Genomic DNA, 20968 nt, shown 5'->3' on the forward strand with positions numbered 1-20968 from the left:
TTAACGCCTGTGGACAAGCAGTAGCCGACTACCTTGATTGAAGCAGGAAGAAAACACTAAACTAATCAACTTTCTTTGAGTAAGTTTAGGTAAGTTTTTCGGAGCAGAACAGAGATTGTTACCTTGGGCATAAATATCAAAAATTTTTCCTAAATTCTTTGCCAAAAGTAGCCAAAAGCCCTGTCTATATGCTAGTACTGAGTGCTTGCAGCCTTTTTGAAATAGATGAGGTACATTTTCTAGTCTCTAGTCTCTAGCCCCTAGTCTCTCTCGCCTTGAAAGATGTACTGCATCAAACTGAGAAACGCTGTATATAAAAATCCCGTTTGATTTGGGAATTTATGTAGTCAGAGAGTAGGAAAGAAGCGTTTTCTGGGTGTACTGATTTTTGGCAGAAATCAAATATTAGTCTTATATAGAAGTCCGATTTTATTTGCCCACTTATTTATCACAAAAAGGAACGAAAAACAGCGACAGGGAACAAAGAATAGATTTATTTGGATCTAAATTAGGTCTATCCTTACACCCCATACCCTTTCACCCTGACACCCAATCTTCACAGATAATCTCTGTGCGTAAGTCCTGGACTTGTTTGTCACTCCTATCTAAACTGCTAGATTGGCTAAAAATAAGAGGTAATAAATTTGGTAATATTAATTACACAAATACAAAAGTCACCATCCCCAATAGGTGATGCTGCTTTGTGAGCCAAGAATGTAGTTTTGTACTTGATATAATCAACCATTGTATTCAGCGTTTTTGCAATGTCAAAATAATATCTCCAGATATTAAGCAAGTGTAATTATTATTTACTAATAGAAATTTCTACACTTATGAGTAATTTGTTCAATTCAAAAATTCGCTTGACTGTTGGTTGTGCTGCTATCCTCGCTTCTAGTCTGACTTATGGCTGTTCTGATACTCAAGCGAAAAATGACCAGCTAGCTACTCAAACAAATTCTGAGCTATTACAACCTCAAGCTTCTCTAGTATCAATGCAGACAGGGAATCTACCTAGCGCGCCGTTGCCCAAGGCTTTAATTCCCCAAGTCACAACTACTAACCTGCTAGAAAAACAAAAAATACCCACATCTAGCCAAAATGCCGCATCTACCAATATTAGCTATGCCGTTATAGATGAATGGAAAAATTATAAATTCAGTGTTAAAGGTAATCAAGTTTTATCACCAGGAAAACTACCAACTACAAAAGTTAACTTTAACCAAGCAGATTTATTAACCACTCTTATTAATACCAGAAAATATTTTCAAGAACACTCTAGTGCTGACCCAGATGTTTTGCGTAAGGGTTTATTAGGAACTCAAGGCGTAAGTATTGAAGATGTTCTCAAAACTCTGGATTTCATGATAGTGACTTTGCAAGAAGATATTGCCAATAATCAACCAACTCGCCTACAAGATGTTAACTTTATCAATCAAAATTTTCGAGTTATTAGATGGACTGCCTATAATACACAAAATCCCAAACAGCAGCAATTACGCATGACTAAATATGCTGTTTTTACCCATCCTGGTTCGCACACAAAAACAGCTAAATTTAACACCCCAATTTATAGTTTAAAAACAACAACAAGTACCGATAAATTTTACACTCGCTATACAAAACAAGATGTTTTATCAGGAATTTATGAACCAGGTGGAAAAGAATATGGCAAAGTTCAACCTTTAGCATATCTAACGCGCACTGGTTTAGAAGAAGCTCTGATGCAGGGAACTGTACTGATTAATTTTATCGATGGTACTAAGGCATTTTTCAATGTTGATAAAAATAATGGAATGTCTTATATCCGTGGTTTAAAAGCAACGGCACAAAAGCGTTATTGGTATTTTAAACAAGTAGATGCCATCAAAGGTTATGGCTATAAAATAGATGCCAAAATTTCTATCAAGCCAGGAGTAACTTTTGCTGGAGATGTCTTAAATATTGGTCTAGGTAGAATAGTGGTGCTAGAACACACAAAAGCTGGACGCAAGCAATTACAAATGGGAGTTATTGCTGATACAGGCGGGGCTTTTTTACCTAATCTTTATCAACTCGATTTTTTAGCCGGAATTTTTCAGAGTCAAGAAGAATTTGGGCAGTACATCAGTAAATTACCTGAGTATACTAACGCATACTTTTTAGTGAAAAAATAACTATTACAACAAGGCAAAAGGAAAAAGAAAGGAGAAGGATAGCACAAGCCTTTTAGCAATTTCTTATGGTCTGTTTATTTACGCCGACCTGTACTATGAAGTATGCAGAAAATTTACAGCAGAATGCAGGTAAATAAAGTAATTAACCTGTATTCTGCTGTAGTTAATACAACAATTTTATGGACGGGTCAACAGTTCTAAGTTATGGCCATCAAGGTCATAAAAATAAAAACCCCGTCCACCATTTCTGTAGTTTAACTGACCTTTATTTTGATGCAAAGGGTCACTGCTATATTCTAAATTTGCTGCTTTTACCCGCGCAAAAATCGTATCAAACTCTGCATCAGTCACATGAAACGCATAATGATGTGACTCAAAATCTTCTCTGTCAGCAAAATCGAGCGTTAGTGTATCGTTAACATGAACCACAGCAAAATGACCAAATGGTTCTGCAACATTTAAGCCAAAAATTTTGGCAAAAAATTCTGCTGCTGCTTGTTTATCGTGTGCGGGTACTATGGTGTGATTTAAAGTAATTGTCATATACACCTCACTGTGTATTTTAGTTGTTAAGAAATATCAACAATCCCGGTAGTAGAACCAACAAAATAGTTTTTAACTTGGTGTAGTTTGATTCTATCAATGTTAAAAAAGTTTACCTAGTTGATTGTTGACAAACTCAACACTTATATATTTAGCAAACTCAAACAAGAGTCAACATCGACTAGATTGATGAAATTCTCACCAAATTTTAAGGCTCAGATAAGCTGTTAATCATATAAGAAAGCACAGCTATAGCGCAGGGAGCCTGGGAGAGAGTTTGCAGCTTTGATGACTATGAATATGGTGCAATTTAAATGATGATTAGCTTACAAGACTTTTGCCAGACGGTTGGTATTTTATTGTTGACGACAGCCTGAGGATTGCCAACTGCAAATTTGTGATTGAAATAATTATTTACTTTTAAAAGTAAAACTGACTACAAAATTAACTTAATATTTTCTTTCTACTACTTATGTGAGAGGAACTACACCTACCCCAAGGTGGACATCAACCATAAATTTAAGCTAAAGTTGTAATGAGTTTGTTTTAGCTAGGGATATGAGAAACGAATCTGCAAAAAGCTGTCAATGCGCTAGTTTGAGGCTGTGACTGGTTTTGCGATCGCCTCTGTTAAACTCAGCTAGATGCCACAAACACTATGTAATATTTTTTTATATCAAAAAGAACCAATAAATACGGAAATAGCCAATTTCCTGAATAGTTAGAGAAAACTAATATGCAAAAACCAACAGTAGCTAAAAAACAAATTCGTTCCTTAGAAGATGCGCTTGATAGATGTCAAGTGTTGGGAATGCGCGTCAGTCGCCAGCGTCGCTTTATCTTGGAACTGCTGTGGCAAGCAAACGAGCATCTATCTGCCAGAGAAATCTACGATCGCCTCAATCAACAAGGCAAAGATATCGGTCATACTTCTGTTTATCAAAACCTCGAAGCCTTATCTAGCCAAGGCATCATTGAGTGCATCGAACACTGCGATGGTCGTTTGTACGGCAATATTAGCGATGCTCACAGTCATGTCAACTGCTTGGATACTAATCAAATTCTGGATGTGCATATAGAACTACCAGAAGAATTACTGCGTCAAGTTGAGCAGCAAACAGGCGTGCAGATTACCGAATACAGCATTAATTTCTATGGGTATCGCACACCGAATGAGGAAGTGTGAAAAGTAAAGTGCTGAATGCTTTGCTTTTTAACTTTTGCCTTGTTTAGTTGCCTAATCATAATCACTCGGATTCACACCGAAGACTGTTTCATCTTCAGCGTCATCATCGTATAAATTCATCGCTGAAATTGTTTCTCCTTCTGGGCTTTCAACCATCTTGATATCTGGGCGATTGATTAACCAGGGTTCGGTTTTGTCTGCTGTGCTAACAGGATTGATCAATGATGGTTGCAAGAGCAATTTTTTCAAGGTGTGAAATTGTTCTAGCGAAAATAGCGCGCCTTGGAGTGTGGCAATTTCTCGGTTAGAGTCAGTCAAACTGGCATTAAATAAACAAGCGTTAGTAAAGTTAACTGTTTCTAGGTTGACGTTAGTCAGATTAGCACCTGAGAGGTTAGCACTAGCGAAGTTTGCGTTAGTTAAATTAGCACCAGTTAAATTAGCACCAGTTAAATTAGCACCAGTTAAATTAGCACCAGTTAAATTAGCACCAGCTAAATTAGCACCAGTTAAATTAGCATCCGAAAAATTTGTGCGCTCAAGATTTGCCTCAGGTAGGGAAACTTGCAACAACGATGCTTTTGCCAGGTTAATTCCTGCTAGAGATTGCCAGAAAACGCGCTTTTTCAACAGATGATTCGACAAAATTGCCGTGCGACCAATTAAACTTAACAATGCCTCTGGATAAAACTCAGTCAAATTCTGAGGATTACCGCAAGGAGCAAAGGAAATTTTTTCCAGTCGATAGCAAGCTGACAGTAAGATAAAGATATTTATGCCGACATAAGTATTAATTTGTTCGACAGTTAGAGGATTTTTGAGTGTGTGAAAATACTGCCAAGCTTGATGAGCAATGCCTTCATCTAACCAACGCCCTTGACAATAACCACACCAAAATAATTCTAAACGTGTTAACAATAATGCTAGAGAAAAATCGTTTTTTGGCTTGTGCCGCAGACTCTCAATGATTAATGATTCGGTGTCTTGATTGAGGACACCATAGCCCAGTAAATTATAAAGATGTTGGGCAACACTACTCAGGGAATCTAGACGAAAATTTAGTGTTCCGTAGTCATTTTCTTGCTGCTGAGTAAGCGTTTGTAATTGATTGACAATCGCTGTGGCACAAAGATATTGACCTAATTTGGGGTGAGAAAATTCTGTGAGGAGTTTTGATTCAACAGTTTTGAAATAGAAAGCTGGTAGGGTGTTGACAGGAAAGTTTTCTAGTAGGGGAATTTGAGAGCGATCGCTATGTAAAATTTGCAGGGCGATCGCCTGCATTTGGTTTAATATATCTTGGGGATGGCGATTGGAGAGTAAATTAGCGATCGCTTCTTGTGTACGGTGGATATGCGCCGAACCCGAACGCATCAGCATAGTTTTAATCCCACCAATGGCAGGATAACCTAATAACCAGCGATGCAACCGATCATACATTTCCCACACTAAAGTAGCGGTGTTAGTTTGTCCAGCCTGCCATATTTCATCTTCTAAAAGTGCGTCGCGGTGCAGCACTCCTAACAAATACAACATCAAAGGTTGACGAACTAAAGCCCCAAGTTCGGGAAACTGGGGTTTACTAACAAATAGCCCAGATTGTTTTAAAAAGTTAAAGAAATTTTGGGCAATGGGCAACGATAATAACATTGCCCATTGCTGAAACCATTGTTTGAGTTGTTCTTGGTCTAATGGTTGAATAATAATTTTTTGTAATTGCTCTGATAAATCTAAGTCGATTGATTCTAAAGTATTTTTCCGGCTAGTTAAAATAATTTTATGTTTACCTTGAGCTTGAAATTTAATTAATTGTTGCAGAAAAATTACCTTTGCCCTTGTTCCTAAACTAGAGGGGGGCAATTCATCTAATCCATCTAAAATCAATACATACTGAGGATGTTCTTGTTCTAACCAATTTGCTAAATTAATCTGAGAATTAAAACCAAAACCAGAATTCAGCGTTTCTGCTAAAGTTTGCCCATACTGAATATCGCGCAGTCTAATGATGACTGGCATCCATTTAGGATAAAGTTCTCGCGCTACTTGTGCTGCCCAAATTTGGCAGAAACTAGTTTTACCATAACCTGGTTCTGATTCAATAACTGTGATAGTTTCTAAATTCTCTAACTGTTCTTCTACCCATTTTCTGACATCAACTGCATTAGTATTATTGGCGGCAACTGGCAAACCTTTAATTGGAACATAGATATCTTTGAGTGCAAAAGATTCGATAAATAAAGGTGTACTCAGATTTTGTAACAAACTGGCACGATAATTTTCTCTATGTAAATAAATTTTGTCACCGACATTTGGGTGAGTAGATGTTCCCACTTTGGCATCTGGAGGCGAAATATTACTAGCAGTGCCTAATTGGAAAAATTTTTGGAGTTGGGCTAAAGGTGGTGCGTTCTCTGCAATCACTTTGAGTAAATATCCCGTCAGAGAATGACTTAAACGCTGGGTTAACAATTTCGCTTCTAAATCTTCAGCACCATTAGCAACTAGCCACGCAACAGTAGCATGATTCATTTGTTGTACTAATAATGAATCTGCTACTACAGAAAGTGCTTGTTCAGCTTGAGTATCAGTTAATTTACCTGGACTGAGAGTTTTTAACAGCCCTTGCAATTGGACATCTTGCAGACTAATGCTAGCCAACTCTTTTAAGACTGGGACTGGATTAGGAATGATAGCACGATTCAGCCAAGGTCTTTGTAAGCTAACTTCTTGTGCCAGAATTTGCTGCAAAGCATGAAGATAGGCAATTTGAAACGTTAACCATGTACCTTCATTTCGTTTTAGAGCCTTTTTTTCACTGAGACTACGTAATAAGCTTTCTGTTAAGCGGGCGATGATTGTGATGTCTTGCCAAACCGAACCTAATGATAATTCTAAAACTTCTGCCAGAGTACAGATATCAAGTGGAGCCAGGCTTTTGACTTCCATATCCTGAACAATACGGTAGGCAATTCCCGCTAATTGACCAAGGGTAAATTCTCGAATTTGACTGATTTCAATATGGCGTTCTGCCAACCACTGCCGGATACTGAGGTTCATTTAATTACACAATTAAGACTCCGCCTATGTAATTATGAATCATTTATTGGTTGACGAAAACAGGTAACAATGGGTAAGAATACGCTTAGTATCTAAGCCCATTATGAGCGATCGCCCCCTCAAATTACTGCTAATTGACCAAGACCCAATTTTTCGTTTAGGGCTAAGGGTAGCTTTGGCGGAAATATCCAACTTGCAAGTGATAGCAGAAGCCGAATCCGATACTGCTGCTTTGCAAATATTGGCAGAACTAGCCCAATCAGACCATCAGCAGGTCAATTTGGTAGTTTTGGAATTAGTTAATGGTCGCTCATTTGATAGCCATCTCCCAGGGTTGGAATTGTGCCGTCAACTAAAAGTGTTATACCCCACACTAACGATTTTGCTGCTCACTTCTGTGCAAGATTCGACTATTTTGTCAGCAGCACAGGCCATTGGTGTAAATGGTTACTGTCCTAAAGGTACTCCCGTTGCTCAACTAGTCGATGCTATGCAAGAAATCGCAGCTGGGCGTGACCATTGGATAGTTAATCTTAATCTTGCCCAACCTCCTAGCCCGCCAACCGCACATTTGCCTTTATTTCGACTGCGGCATAGTTTACATTTGTCAGGAATTAACTACATTAACGCTTCCCTCACCAAAGTTACCACGCAATTACAAATACCAGGATTGCCCATTTTAGACCAAGCAGTTTTAGCGGGACAACGGCGAGAACTATTGGCGGCGCGTTGGTTACTCAATCATTTATTAATTCCACCCCAAGAAAGGCAACAACAGCAATTTTCTCCGCCGCCAGAATTACCTACTATGCCGACGGTGAATAGTGCGATGATGATCACAAATACTCAGCCGCAGCTAACTTCGCCACCTTTACTTAGCGCGATCGCTGTACAATCAAACTTGTTTACAGCTTGTATAACCAAGTTACAGTTTTCTTTAGAAAATATTACAGATACACCTTTAGAAATTGACATCTTACAAGTAGATAAAAAACGTGAATTACTTTATCTAATTTTGCAAAAATTAACTAAACAGCTAGAGGAACTGCGGAATGGTCAAATCACTACAATCCAGCTAGAAGGATTGCAAAATACTATCTTGTTTGATTTATGGCAAGCAACAGTTACAGATTTTTTTGGTAAATTTTCTCAGGTACAAGTCGGCAAACAAAATCTGACAGTCATCAATGTTTTATTGCAAAATCCGAGAGTTATTCAAAATGAACTTTTAAATAAAATCCCGTTTGTCGTCGAGTTATTTTCTTATTTGTTAATGCAAACAGATTTGCATATAGATAATCATATTTATCTGGCTGATAGTAATGCTGCCCAAACTCAAGCATTAATCATTTTAGAGAATTTATTGATTCAAGTAGCAAATGCAGTAATCCAACCATTATTAAATTATTTAGCAGATGTGGAAAGTATCAAAAAGGATTTTTACAGCCGCCAGTTAATTTCGACGCGAGAAATAGAACGCTTTAGAAATGATTTGTCATGGAAATATCGCTTAAATAATTATGTGTATGAAGCTCAAGCAATTTTTGAGAGCCGCTATGAGTTATTTGTTTTAGCCCCACGGGGAATTGCGAAAATTTCGATTTACGCTCCTCGGAACGCAGAACTAGCAAGGCTTTCTGGTATTCCTTTATTTGTGACATTGGGGCTAGAATTGCGAGATGCGATCGCTCCTCGTCTGCGATCGCTATTATCTTTTTTAGGTAGTGGGATTGTTTTTGTATTAACCCAAATCATTGGTCGCGGTTTAGGTTTAATTGGTCGCGGGATTTTGCAAGGTATCGGTAGTGTATCCTTGCAGGATAAAAATTTCAAACGCAACAGTGAACGACCAAAGTAATTAGGACTTAGGGATTGTAGCGACTGCCGTCGCGCAGAGACACACAGAAGAGTACAAGAGTAAATAACTAAGCAAAATATTTATGAATCCTACTAGAAATTATCTGTTTTACGCTTTAACAAATAGCATTTGCTCAAAATGTCTTGTGAAAGTCGAAGCCAAAATTATTTTTCAAGATGGCTGTGTTTACATGATTAAACACTGTCCGACGCATGGACAGGAAAAAGTTTTAATTGCAGATGATATTGAATATTATAAAAAATCACTGGAATTTATTAAGCCAGGGGATATGCCTTTAAAGTTTAATACGCCAATTAAACATGGCTGTCCTTATGATTGTGGGTTGTGTCCTGACCATGAACAGCATAGTTGTTTAACTTTGGTTGAAGTCACAGATAGATGCAATCTTTCCTGCCCAATTTGTTATGCTGATTCTGGTACGGCTGAGGTTTCGGAAATATCCCAACAACCGCGTCGCCATCGCAGTTTAGCGCATATCGAAAAAATGATTGATGCGGTGGTGGCAAATGAAGGTGAACCGCAGATAGTACAGTTAAGTGGCGGTGAACCAACTATTCATCCTGAGTTTTTTGAAATCTTAGATATTGCCAAAAGTAAGCCGATTAAGCATTTAATGATTAATACCAATGGCGTGAGGATTGCCAAGGATAAATCATTTTGCGATCGCCTCAGTCAATATATGCCAGGAATTGAATTATATCTGCAATTTGATAGTTTTGCCAAGGCAGCTTTAGAAGAATTACGCGGTGCAGATTTAAGGGAAGTTCGAGAAAAAGCAATCGAACATCTCAACGAATATAATATCTCGACAACATTGGTCGTTACCCTGAAAAAAGGGCTGAATGACCACGAAATTGGTAAAATTATCGATTACGCCTTACAACAAAAATGTATTCGTGGCGTAACCTTCCAGCCGATACAAGTAGCAGGTAGATTAGAAGGATTTGATGCAAAACGAGACAGATATACTTTAACCGAAGTTCGGCGCTCAATTCTCGAACAAAGTCCTCATTTTAAATCAGAAGATATTCTACCTGTGCCTTGCCATCCTGATTGTTTAGCGATGGCTTATGCTTTGAAACTTAACGGTAAAGTGATACCTCTAACTAGTTTAATAAATCCTGATATTTTTGTAGATGTTGTACCCAATAGCGTACTATATGAACAAAATGAAGAACTGAAAAAGCACATATTTCAACTCTTTTCTACAAGTCACTCGCCTAATTCGGCGGCTGTATCCTTAAAGCAACTTTTGTGTTGTTTACCAATGTTACCCGTACCTGAAAATATTAACTATAGCAATGTATTTCGAGTCATGATTGTACAGTTTCTTGACCCTTACAATTTTGATGTGCGTTCAGTCAAGCGTTCCTGTATTCATATTGTTCACCCAGATGGTAGAATTATTCCCTTCGATACTTTCAATATTTTTTACCGCGAAGGTAGTGCTGGGTATGCCCTAGTAAATAAGAAATATGCGGAAATTTAATTAATGTTAAGTTGGATTAATTGAATGTCACCAAGCAATAACAGAAATGAAATTTTTCAAACCATCTTAGGCATCTTATTACTTTTAGGATGCCACATCATAGCAATGATCATAATATTTGCTCTTGGTTATCTCGTGGCGTTACATTACCGTTCTGGTAGCTACGCAGGGTTACAAGTTTGGATTATTGGTAGTCTTGGTTTTTTATTTTGGCAACTTTTATATGTGATTCCGCTTTGCATTTTTTTACAAAGGAAGCGACTAATAGCTATGAGGAATGGTGTAGTTATTGGTGCAGCACTGACAGCTTTATTGAATGGGGGCTGTTTTTTGATGTTGGGTGGTTGGCGCTAAAATTTAAATTTGGATGCTTTTCTTTTGGGTTAAACACATGGCAATTCCCTTTTCATAATATGCAGCTTCGTTAATAAAAATGGGGTAAACTGTAGATGTGCCTTGATAGGCGATCGCATTTCCTTCTAATGTTAAAAATATCAGTTCGCCAGGGTTAAGCGGTTGATAATCTCGAAACTGGAGTTCGGGGTGAATCATGCCAATAATTTCTCCAGCTTCGTTACGAGGATAATCAATAACTCCTGTATACTGATAATATGTCAAATTAGTATTTGATGGTTGAGATAAACCTTGATTATAACTTTCGATATAGTCTAAAACTTGATAAATTAACGCTTCAGTTTTTTGAAATAACTCAGCATTTAAAACTCCCTGTGCTACAGGCCCCACTTCAATCGCAAAACCTAATTCAGATATTGAACACAGAAAATTAGAATCTCTTGTGGGTTGAGAATAACAAATTCTCACATCAGGGTTAATTACACTTAAATGAGCAGCTAATTGTAAGATAAATGGATGTTGGCTACCTAAAATTATAGTTAACTGCATATTTGCAGTAGAACTATGTAAATCAATAATAACTTGTTGCTGATTTTTGCTTTCTTCTGCTAGTAAATAATAGATATTTTTTGCCAAAATATCTTCATAACTTGCAAGTTGGGGATTTTTGATATCGTCTGCTGCAAAGCAACGATTTAAGTCTTTGTCAATATAGCGTCTGGCTGCTGCAAAAGCCTTGGGGTTACTCAACAAAACGCGAGTATCAAAACTTTGACGCTGAATCAGTTTTGGCAACTGTTCAAATTTTTTACCTAGATATATACCTGTAAATTCATTGCCATGTGTACCAGTAGCAATGACTACTGAACTGATGTTTCCCATAGTTTTTATAAATTGTTAGGGTCGATACCTTTTTGTTGTAATTTAGCTAAGAGTTCTTGAAGTTGGTTTTGGGTTTCTGCTAGTTGCTGTTGTCGTGCATTTGCCAATTCTTCTGGTGTTGGATATCGTCTACCATTTTCATCGTACCAATACAACCATTCTCGTGTCATACCTTGATAAGTTCCACGTTCTCTGCCAATACCTAAATTAACTTCTGGCATCCAAATTTTATCACCAGATTGTAAAATATACTCTCCATCAACTAGGCGATAAACTTCCAGCCGTTGGCGTTTCCGGCGTAAGCGTGTTGGGGCGTAAATTACATAATATAATACTCCCAATTGAGCATAATCTAATTTCTTTTGTTCGTATTCATAATTGTATGCTTGGGAGACAATTTCTAACGTAAAAATTGGCGGTATACCATCTTCTTCCCACATCACATAACTAGAACGTCCATTTTCACCAATAAAACGTTCGACACCTAAACTTAAAAATCCATCAGGTACGATCGCAGGTGTACTCGCTGCATAATAAATACCCATATTTATACCAAAAAACCAGTCTTCACGACTGTGCCAAATGCTGGTTAAAATTGATAATAATAAGCTGGGAATTAATATTTGTAATTCATTATCCACAGGTGTATCGTCAGAATCTGGTAATTCGGCTGATGAAGGTAAACATGCTAACGGGTTGTAGTGAAACATAAATGTATTTCCTACTTAAAATTTTCGGCTTAACTTGCCTGAGTTTGTCTTGGTAAGCGTCTTTTTAAACTACAAAAACCAATGGCTGGTACTATTCCTAGGATAGTTGCTGTGAATCCTTGTTGACTGCCATACAATATTGCTTCTGGTATGAAGTTTTGCATTAATGATAGCAATAAGACCAACACACTAATTAACAAAAAAGCAACTGATGGCACAAAATTCCACCACCAGGATTTGATTGTATAACGGCGTACAACTAACCATTGCAATAGTCCCATCCACAGACCTGAAAAAATATAGGCAATTGTTGATAAAAATCCAAAGATAATTGCTAACTCAGGGGATAAAGTTTCATTAAGAGAATTAGCAATTGAAGCAATATAATTAATCCAGGCAGTTGCTACACAATCAGCAGTTAACCAACCAATGGTAGTCGCAATTATCCATCGCCAACCAGAAAGATAACGACGGATAACTAATGCTTGGTCGGTAGCAAAAACCACAGCAAATACAATATTACTGAGTAATTTTATGCCATAGCCCCATGTTTGCATTTCGATAGATCCAAATGCAGTCAGAATTTGTGTGAGTAGTCTTTCGACAGCCAGACTAAAAACGCCACCCACCACCCAACCCAAAATTGTCATAAAAGTAAACAATACACAAAACTTACGTCTTTGGCTGGGGGGTATAAATAATTTGCCTGATGAAGAATTTCTATTAGTAGCCGCAACATTAGAAGGATTGGGATTATTAGAATCGGTTTGCATATTAAGTTAAGTAAAGCTAAGACTTGGGCTTTTCAAGCAAGCCTTCTGAAAAAGCGTAATCTCAGAATGATAAGCTAAACATTGACATAACAAAGTGACTTAGGATGAAGTGTTAAATGGGTGTTTCCTCAACGGCCCCTCATCTCCTGCGGGCTGCTCGTGGTGAAATAGTAGATCGTCCGCCAGTATGGATGATGCGACAAGCGGGACGATATATGAAGGCGTACCGAGACTTAAGGGAAAAGTATCCTTCATTTCGCGATCGCTCCGAAATTCCCGAAGTAGCGATTGAAGTATCCCTGCAACCTTGGAAAGCCTTCCAGCCGGACGGAGTGATTTTATTTTCCGACATTGTAACTCCATTGCCTGGTTTGGGCATTGATATGGACATTGCGGAAGGTAAAGGGCCAATCATTCATTCGCCCATTCGCACTCAAGCACAAATTGATAGCCTGCATGATTTAGATCCAGAGGCGGCTCTACCGTTTATTAAAACCATCTTGCAGGCATTACGCCAAGAAGTTGGCAACAAATCAACAGTATTAGGCTTTGTCGGTGCGCCGTGGACGTTAGCTGCTTACGCAGTCGAAGGAAAAGGTTCTAAAACCTATTCCATCATCAAAAACTTGGCCTTCTCAGACCCGGCAATTCTACACCAACTGCTGACAAAATTGGCAGATGCGATCGCTGTTTATGCCCGTTACCAAATTGACTGCGGCGCGCAAGTAGTGCAAATGTTCGATTCTTGGGCGGGACAATTAAGCCCTCAAGATTACGATACCTTTGCGCTGCCTTATCAAAGACGGGTATTCCAGCAAGTCAAACAAACCCACCCCGACACACCATTAATTCTTTTAGTTAGTGGTAGTGCAGGTGTACTAGAAAGAATGGCTCAATCTGGTGCGGATATTGTCACCGTTGACTGGACTGTAGACATGGCTGATGCTCGCGCTCGATTAGGCAAGCACGTTAAAGTACAAGGTAATCTTGACCCTGGTGTACTCTATGCTTCCAAAGAGTTCATCCGCGATCGCATTTATGATACCGTTCGCAAAGCTGGCAATTGGGGTCATATCCTCAACCTCGGTCATGGTGTCCTACCAGATACCCCAGAAGAAAACGTCGCTTTCTTCTTTGAAACAGCCAAGCAACTCAGCACAGCAGCACTGGTGAGTTAATTACCTTTGTGTCTTTGTGGTGAGAAAGTTTTTGCCACAAAGACATAATAATTGCTGAGGGTTATATGCAGTCAATTAGTGATGCTGAGAGTAATTTTAAAAGCTCACGCATTCGGCGAAGCCGTTCTCGCAGAGTAGGCGCAAAGACGCAAAGGAGAATGCTAAATATTTACTTGTATGACTCTTAGCCAATCTCACCCCTATCTTTCACCAGAAGAATATCTCGAAAATGAAAAATCTAGCCCCATTAAACATGAATATATCCAAGGGCAGATTTATGCAATGGCAGGAGCTAGTGACGCTCATGTAACTATTACTGCTAACTTAGTCGCTCTGCTGAGAAATCACATTCGCGGAACTGGGTGTCGTCTTTATGTCGTTGACATGAAAGCACACATCGAATCGCTGAATGTTTTTTATTATCCAGATATTATGGTGACTTGTGACCCAAGAGATACAGAGTTTGAATATTTTAAACGCTATCCCAGTTGAATTATTGAAGTTTTATCACCTTCAACAGAAGCTTTCGATAGAGGTGATAAATTTAGTGATTATCAAGAAATAGAAACATTGCAAGAATATGTATTAGTTAGCCAAAACCGTCAAAGAATTGATTGTTTTAGACGTAATACACAAAGCAGATGGGAACTTTATAGTTATCGAGTCAATCAAGAATTACAGTTTACAAGCATAAATTTCTCCGGTTCTGTAACTGATGTTTATGAAGATGTATTTTGAATAAAAACTTTGCGCCTTTGCGCCTTTGCGCGAAAATGAATCTTCAGTGCGAAACATTTAATTTTACTTTTAAATCTTAACTTAAAAAATTCACTATGAGTCAGAAAAAAATTTTAGTTACAGGTGCAAGCGGCTGCATCGGTCATTATATATCAGAAACATTAATTCAAAATACAAATCACGAACTATTTTTACTAGTTAGAAACCCCAATAAACTACAAGTTAATACGCAATACCGTCCAGGTGTTACCGTCTTGCAAGGCGATATGCAAGAAATTAAACACTTTGCGGATTTGTTATCAACTATTGATGTCGCAGTGTTAACAGCAACAGCCTGGGGCGGAGAAAATACTTACGATATTAATGTCAACAAAACACTAGAACTATTCAGTTTATTAAACCCTGAACGTTGTGAACAGGTAATTTATTTTTCGACCGCTAGTGTTTTAGATAACAAAAATCAACCTCTAAAAGAAGCAGGCGAAATTGGAACAGATTATATCGGTTCTAAATATCAATGCTTGCATGAAAAAGAAAAACTAGCGATCGCACCTAAAATTACCACAGTCTTTCCCACCTTAGTACTAGGCGGCGATGCCAACAAACCCTATTCGCACCTCACCTCTGGCATACCCGAAGTCACAAAATATGTTAACTTAATTCGCTTTTTACAAGCAGACGGTAGTTTTCACTTTATCCACGGCAAAGATATCGCCACCGTTGTGGAATATTTAATCGAACATCCACCCCAAACCCAAGAACAACGCAAATTAGTTTTAGGTCAAGAAAGACTCACCGCCAACCAAGCAATAGAAGAAACCTGCGCTTATCTAGGCAAAAAAATTTACTTCCGCATCCCCCTATCTATCTCTTTAGCCAACTTGATTATTGCCGTCTTCCGTATTCAGATGGCTGCTTGGGATAGATTCTGCATGAATTATCGTCATTTTACTTATAAAAATGCCATCAATCCCGCAAGTTTTGGCTTACCAAATTATTGTGCAACCATGAGTGATGTGTTGAAAATTAGCGGTGTGCCTAATAGAAGTTTGAAAAATAATTAACCGCAGATGGACGCGGATGAACGCAGATGAATACAAATGAATTTTCAACAATAACCATAAAACTAATTTTCAATCCCACACCCGACGCAAATTCAACACAAAACCCGGTAAAACTCCTTCACCCAACAACTCAGCCAGATTCTCCAACACTTCCACCGCCGAATTTGGGCGATAAATTTCTACCCTTCGCTGCTGTGGATCGATTAACCAACCGAGTTTCGCGCCACTATCGATGTACTCCCGCATTTTCTCTTGCAGAGTTTTGAGAGCATCAGAACTAGAGCGCAATTCTACTACAAAATCTGGGCAGATATTAGCAAAAGTTCCTTTTGGTTCGGGAGTCAGTACTTGCCAACATTCTTGGCTTACCCAAGAAACATCAGGAGAACGAATCGCGTCATTTGGTAATACAAAAGCAGTTGAGGAGTCAAACCCTTTACCTGGTTCACCTGCATTCCGCCACCATAAGTATAATTCTCCCGAAATGGTTGCATTAAGTTTCCCAGTCTCCCAGCCTGTTGGCGGATTCACGATTAATTCTCCTTTTGCAGTTCTTTCTAGTCTCAAATCTCGGTTAGCGGCTGCTAATGCGGCGAACTGTTCTGGGGTGACATATAAAGCAACGGCTTTCGGTAACTCAATCAATAAGTTTTCTGGGTTAGTAGGTATCTGTACCATTTTGACCCCTTTCTTACATCATCAAACATTGAGAGGCATCATATTTTTATCATCAAACACACAATATTTTCTAGTTAATAATTGCACAGACAAAACCTTTAACGGTAAGCTAAAGCCAATATAAAGTCAATAAGTAATTATTTCCGCTAGAGTGGGATAACAATCAAAGTGTGAGGTCTGCTACTACATGCGAGTTTTATTAGTTTATCCGATATTTCCTAAAACCTTTTGGTCTTATGAAAAGATTCTGGATTTAGTCGATCGCAAAGTTTTACTACCACCTTTGGGTTTAGTGACTGTAGCAGCAATTCTGCCCCAAGAATGGGAATTTAAACTGGTCGATCGCAATATTCGCCCTGCAACAGAAGCAGAATGGGAATGGGCAGATATCATCATTTTCTCGGCGATGATTGTCCAAAAACAAGATTTATTGGAACAAATTCAAGAAGCAAAACGACGCGGTAAGTTAGTTGCAGTTGGTGGCCCTTATCCAACTTCTACACCTTATGATGTTCAAAATGTTGGTGCAGATTTCCTGATTTTGGATGAAGGCGAAATCACCTTACCGATGTTTGTGGAAGCAATTCAACAAGGCGAAAAATCTGGAACTTTCCGCACCGCAGAAAAACCCGATGTCACAAGCACACCCGTACCCCGCTTTGATTTATTAGAATTAGATGCTTATGACATGATGTCGGTGCAATTTTCGCGCGGTTGTCCTTTCCAGTGCGAATTTTGCGACATTATCGTTCTCTATGGACGCAAACCACGGACTAAAACCCCAGAACAATTATTAGCAGAGTTGGATTATCTCTATGAATTGGGTTGGCGACGGGGTGTGTTCATGGTAGATGACAACTTTATCGGTAACAAGCGGAATGTGAAATTGTTGCTGAAAGAGTTAAAAGTCTGGATGGAGGAACACCAATATCCCTTTAAATTTGACACGGAAGCTTCTGTAGATTTAGCCCAAGACGAAGAATTACTGGAATTGATGGTTGAGTCTGGATTTTCGGCGGTGTTTTTGGGAATTGAAACCCCAGACGAAGATAGTTTACAACTCACCAAGAAATTTCAAAATACCCGCAGTTCTTTGACAGACGCAGTGCAAACCATCATCAAAGCTGGGTTGCGGCCAATGGCTGGGTTTATTATCGGGTTTGATGGTGAAAAAGCTGGCGCAGGCGATCGCATCGTCCGCTTTGCTGAACAAGCAGGGATTCCCTCAACCACCTTCGCCATGTTACAAGCATTACCCAATACTGCTTTGTGGCATCGACTGAAAAAAGAAGGTAGATTGCGGGAAAATACAGAAAGTAACATCAACCAAACCACGTTGATGAACTTTATACCCACCCGTCCTTTAGAAGAACTTGCCAGGGAATATGTTGAGGCTTTTTGTGCTTTATACGACCCTGTGAAATATTTAGACCGCACCTATCGTTGTTTTTTAATGTTAGGTTCGCCTAAGTGGAAAGCACCTTTTAAAATGCCATCATGGGTAGAACTCAAAGCACTGTTAATTGTAGTGTGGCGACAAGGAATTGTCAGGGAAACTCGGTGGAAATTCTGGCATCATTTGTTCAGTATTATCAAGCGTAACCCTGATGTATTTGCACATTATCTTTCGGTTTGCGCCCACAACGAACATTTCTTAGAATATCGCCAAATTGTCCGCGACCAGATTGAAAGCCAGTTAGCTGCATATTTGGCACAAGGCGCAGAAAAACCTTATGTCCCCGTGGCAGAAAAAGCAGAGGCGATCGCTAGTTAAATTAAAGATAGGGAATAGGGAGTAGGGAATAAAAAAGCATCCTCTCCCTAACGCCCTAGAACCAAGCTTTTGGGTAGCCCAAAGTTTTTCAGAGAAACTCCAATGATGAGCAAAATTATATTAAATTTAGGTGAAATTATTTAGTGCTTAGTTGGAGTGAGCATTGGTTTAAATAAATAAAATTTACTTATATGTTGAAAGAGTAACTCAATACCACATAATAATTATTATTCCCAGAGAATATTTATTTAAATGTAATAAATTTGTATGAATAGGCTGATTTTTATGTCTTGTTAAATTTTTTATAAGCTGAAAAAATATATCTCTGCAAAGCATAAAAAAAAATTATATTAGATTGAGTTTATATTAAAATTTACATAAATACATAATTTTAAGTTTTCGTAAAGAGATTTACTTACACCGCAGATAGCGATAATTATTAGGTTACGGCTAGATAAAAGATGTTCCCGCGAAAAACAAAAAATCAACAATTCTCTAGTTAATGAATTTTCACTTGCGGAATAAAGTGTTCGTTATTACGCAAATGATGAGTCATAAGCTAATTATTTGCAGATTTGTAATCTTTTGGAGTAGCCATTCACACATACAGAATTCAAAAGTCAGAATTGATTAGGACTTACGCACAAAGATTGTCTGTGGAGGCTGGGTTAATGGGTGTCGGGTGTGGGGGTTAATGGGTTTTAGATACATACACCCCTACACCCCTAAACCCTTGCCCCCTTCCCCAAACCCTTGATTTTTCATTAGTCCGAGCAGGTGGTAACTGAGCTTGTCGAAGTGCGGACTTTGTTTGTGTAGTAGCGAATTCTATTCGCCCAATACGTGTAAAACATCCTCTGAAACAACATTTTTTTGCGTTGTTAAAAAATAGATAGTAGCTATCTTATTTTTTGACAATATTGCCTGTATTTAAACCTGATAACTGGAAATATAGTATGTCAATTTGGAATTTGAGTAAATGCAATAATTTGCTCGGTATTACCATAATTAGTGTTAGCACTTGCTTTTGGAACAGTGCAAATGCTCAAATTTCTTCAGATATAACTCTGCCTAATAACTCTAGAATTCAACAACAAGGTAACACCTTCAATATCACTGAAGGAACTCAATCGGGCAGTAACTTATTTCACAGTTTTAGAGAGTTTTCTGTTCCTAGTGGCTCAGAAGCTTTCTTTAATAATGGTACGGACATTCAAAATATTTTTAGTCGAGTTACAGGAAATTCAATATCTAATATTGATGGCTTAATTCGTGCTAATGGTACAGCCAACCTATTTTTAATTAATCCAAATGGGATTATTTTTGGTAACAATGCCCGATTAAATATTGGTGGTTCGTTTTTAGCCAGTACAGCCAGTGGGATTAAATTTTCAGATAACTTAGAATTTAGTGCTAAAAATCCTCAGTCTGCACCTTTACTAAGTATTAATGTACCTATAGGCTTGCAGTATGGAGAAAATCCGGGAAACATACTCAATCAATCCCAAATTCTTGAAGTGCAGCCAGAGAGAACCTTAGCCTTGGTAGGTGGTGATGTGACAGTAGAAGGGGGTACGCTGTCTGCTCCATCCGGGCGGATTGAATTAGGTGGAAGTCTAAAACCAGGAGAGATAGTAAATTTGTCTATAGATGGTGGCATTTTGAGCTTAAACTTCCCTGACAATCTAGCAAGTGCAGATGTTTCTGTTAATGGTGCAGAATTAAATGTTGTTGGTAACAGTGGAGGTAGTATTGCCTTAAATGCTAGAAAAATTGATATTTTGGGATTTAGTACTTTAGAAGGAGGAATAGGTTCTGGGCAAAGTTCTGTTGATGGTCAAGCCAAAGATATTTCGCTTAATGCTACAGATGCTATAAATATTAAACAATCAATAATTCAAAATAGTGTAGATAGTTCTACTACTAATGGTGGCGACATACGCATTACGGCAGGTGAACTATTTGTAGGCAATGGAACTCAACTGACCACCATTACCTCTGGAGAAACAGATGCAGGTAACATATTTATCGATGCCAAACAAAAGGTCTTATTCGATGGTACATATGCTTTCACTACTGTAGGAGCAAGTGGAATTGGAAATGCTGGAAATATCCAACTTAACACCGAGCAACTGACTCTTCGCAATGGTGCTCGATTATTGTCCAGAACCTTTGGTCGTGGGGATGCAGGTAACATATTTATCGATGCTAAACAACAGGTCTTATTCGATGGTACATATAGCGGAGCTTTCACTACTGTAGGAGCAAGTGGCATTGGAAAAGGTGGAGATATTCAACTTAACACCGAGCAACTGACTCTTCGCAATGGCGGGCTAATAGCTGCCAGCACCTTTGGTAGGGGGGATGCAGGTAACATATTTATCGATGCTAAACAACAGATATTATTCGATGGTACATATAGCACAGCTTTCACTACTGTAGGATCAAGTGGAATTGGAAAAGGTGGAGATATTCAACTTAACACCGAGCAACTGACTCTTCTCAAT

Annotated in this window: 15 protein-coding genes and 1 pseudogene; 10 read left to right on the forward strand and 6 right to left on the reverse strand. The window is 38.5% G+C overall.

The window, feature by feature from the left end; all coding sequences use genetic code 11:
- Positions 1-833 precede the first annotated feature (833 nt).
- Entirely contained in the window at positions 834-2156 is a 1323-nt protein-coding gene (locus H6G69_RS32410) for a hypothetical protein (protein ID WP_190693685.1), read from the forward strand.
- 177 nt (positions 2157-2333) lie between these two features.
- On the opposite strand, the gene H6G69_RS32415 is transcribed toward H6G69_RS32410, so the two are convergent.
- A complete protein-coding gene (locus tag H6G69_RS32415; RefSeq protein WP_190693687.1) occupies positions 2334-2699 on the reverse strand; it encodes a VOC family protein in 366 nt (121 codons plus the stop codon).
- 736 nt (positions 2700-3435) lie between these two features.
- Between H6G69_RS32415 and H6G69_RS32420 the strand changes: the two genes are divergently transcribed.
- Positions 3436-3885 (forward strand): Fur family transcriptional regulator, encoded by a 450-nt coding sequence (locus H6G69_RS32420; protein WP_190693689.1) that lies wholly within the window; start codon positions 3436-3438, stop codon positions 3883-3885.
- A gap of 51 nt (positions 3886-3936) precedes the next feature.
- Here the strand turns inward: H6G69_RS32420 and H6G69_RS32425 are convergent, their stop codons facing one another.
- Positions 3937-6942: a pentapeptide repeat-containing protein gene (locus H6G69_RS32425; protein ID WP_190693691.1), complete on the reverse strand. Its 3006-nt coding sequence runs from the start codon at positions 6940-6942 to the stop codon at positions 3937-3939.
- Between the two features lie 103 nt (positions 6943-7045).
- Between H6G69_RS32425 and H6G69_RS32430 the strand changes: the two genes are divergently transcribed.
- From H6G69_RS32430 to H6G69_RS32440, 3 genes are all read left to right on the forward strand, one after another.
- The gene (locus H6G69_RS32430) at positions 7046-8800 is read left to right on the forward strand and encodes a DUF3685 domain-containing protein (RefSeq protein WP_190693692.1); all 1755 of its coding nucleotides are present in this window, start codon (positions 7046-7048) and stop codon (positions 8798-8800) included.
- An 82-nt stretch (positions 8801-8882) separates the two neighbouring features.
- Positions 8883-10310 (forward strand): radical SAM protein, encoded by a 1428-nt coding sequence (locus H6G69_RS32435; protein ID WP_190693695.1) that lies wholly within the window; start codon positions 8883-8885, stop codon positions 10308-10310.
- Between the two features lie 24 nt (positions 10311-10334).
- Positions 10335-10664 (forward strand): hypothetical protein, encoded by a 330-nt coding sequence (locus H6G69_RS32440; protein WP_190693697.1) that lies wholly within the window; start codon positions 10335-10337, stop codon positions 10662-10664.
- Between the two features lie 3 nt (positions 10665-10667).
- Here H6G69_RS32440 and H6G69_RS32445 read toward each other — a convergent pair whose 3' ends face one another.
- Genes H6G69_RS32445 through H6G69_RS32455 form a run of 3 tightly spaced genes read right to left on the reverse strand, consistent with a single transcriptional unit; the run spans position 10668 to position 13029 of the window.
- Positions 10668-11546: an aspartoacylase gene (locus tag H6G69_RS32445; protein WP_190693698.1), complete on the reverse strand. Its 879-nt coding sequence runs from the start codon at positions 11544-11546 to the stop codon at positions 10668-10670.
- Between the two features lie 5 nt (positions 11547-11551).
- Positions 11552-12256, reverse strand: coding sequence for a Uma2 family endonuclease (locus H6G69_RS32450; protein ID WP_190693700.1), 705 nt, complete (start codon positions 12254-12256; stop codon positions 11552-11554).
- 29 nt (positions 12257-12285) lie between these two features.
- The gene (locus tag H6G69_RS32455) at positions 12286-13029 is read right to left on the reverse strand and encodes a hypothetical protein (RefSeq protein WP_190693702.1); all 744 of its coding nucleotides are present in this window, start codon (positions 13027-13029) and stop codon (positions 12286-12288) included.
- A gap of 116 nt (positions 13030-13145) precedes the next feature.
- Here H6G69_RS32455 and hemE point away from each other — a divergent pair, with 116 nt between their 5' ends.
- The 3 genes and pseudogenes from hemE to H6G69_RS32470 all read left to right on the forward strand — a co-directional run bounded on the left by hemE (position 13146) and on the right by H6G69_RS32470 (position 16009).
- A complete protein-coding gene (gene hemE / locus H6G69_RS32460) occupies positions 13146-14207 on the forward strand; it encodes a uroporphyrinogen decarboxylase (RefSeq protein ID WP_190693704.1) in 1062 nt (353 codons plus the stop codon).
- 177 nt (positions 14208-14384) lie between these two features.
- Positions 14385-14945 (forward strand): annotated as a pseudogene (locus tag H6G69_RS32465) (Uma2 family endonuclease).
- Between the two features lie 95 nt (positions 14946-15040).
- Positions 15041-16009 carry an NAD(P)-dependent oxidoreductase gene (locus H6G69_RS32470; protein WP_190693706.1) on the forward strand — a complete coding sequence of 323 codons (969 nt, stop codon included), beginning with the start codon at positions 15041-15043 and terminating at the stop codon, positions 16007-16009.
- 69 nt (positions 16010-16078) lie between these two features.
- On the opposite strand, the gene H6G69_RS32475 is transcribed toward H6G69_RS32470, so the two are convergent.
- Positions 16079-16687, reverse strand: a complete 609-nt coding sequence (locus H6G69_RS32475) for a Uma2 family endonuclease (RefSeq protein ID WP_190693708.1) — start codon at positions 16685-16687, stop codon at positions 16079-16081.
- 187 nt (positions 16688-16874) lie between these two features.
- On the opposite strand from H6G69_RS32475, the gene H6G69_RS32480 reads away from it, so the two are divergent.
- Both H6G69_RS32480 and H6G69_RS32485 read left to right on the forward strand, forming a co-directional pair.
- On the forward strand, positions 16875-18461 hold the full coding sequence (locus H6G69_RS32480) for a B12-binding domain-containing radical SAM protein (RefSeq protein WP_190693709.1): 1587 nt from the start codon (positions 16875-16877) through the stop codon (positions 18459-18461).
- A 956-nt stretch (positions 18462-19417) separates the two neighbouring features.
- A partial coding sequence (locus tag H6G69_RS32485; protein WP_190693711.1) for a filamentous hemagglutinin N-terminal domain-containing protein occupies positions 19418-20968 on the forward strand: 1551 nt, incomplete at its 3' end.

Source organism: Nostoc sp. FACHB-110 (genome assembly GCF_014697425.1).
Taxonomy (GTDB): Bacteria; Cyanobacteriota; Cyanobacteriia; order Cyanobacteriales; family Nostocaceae; genus Nostoc_B.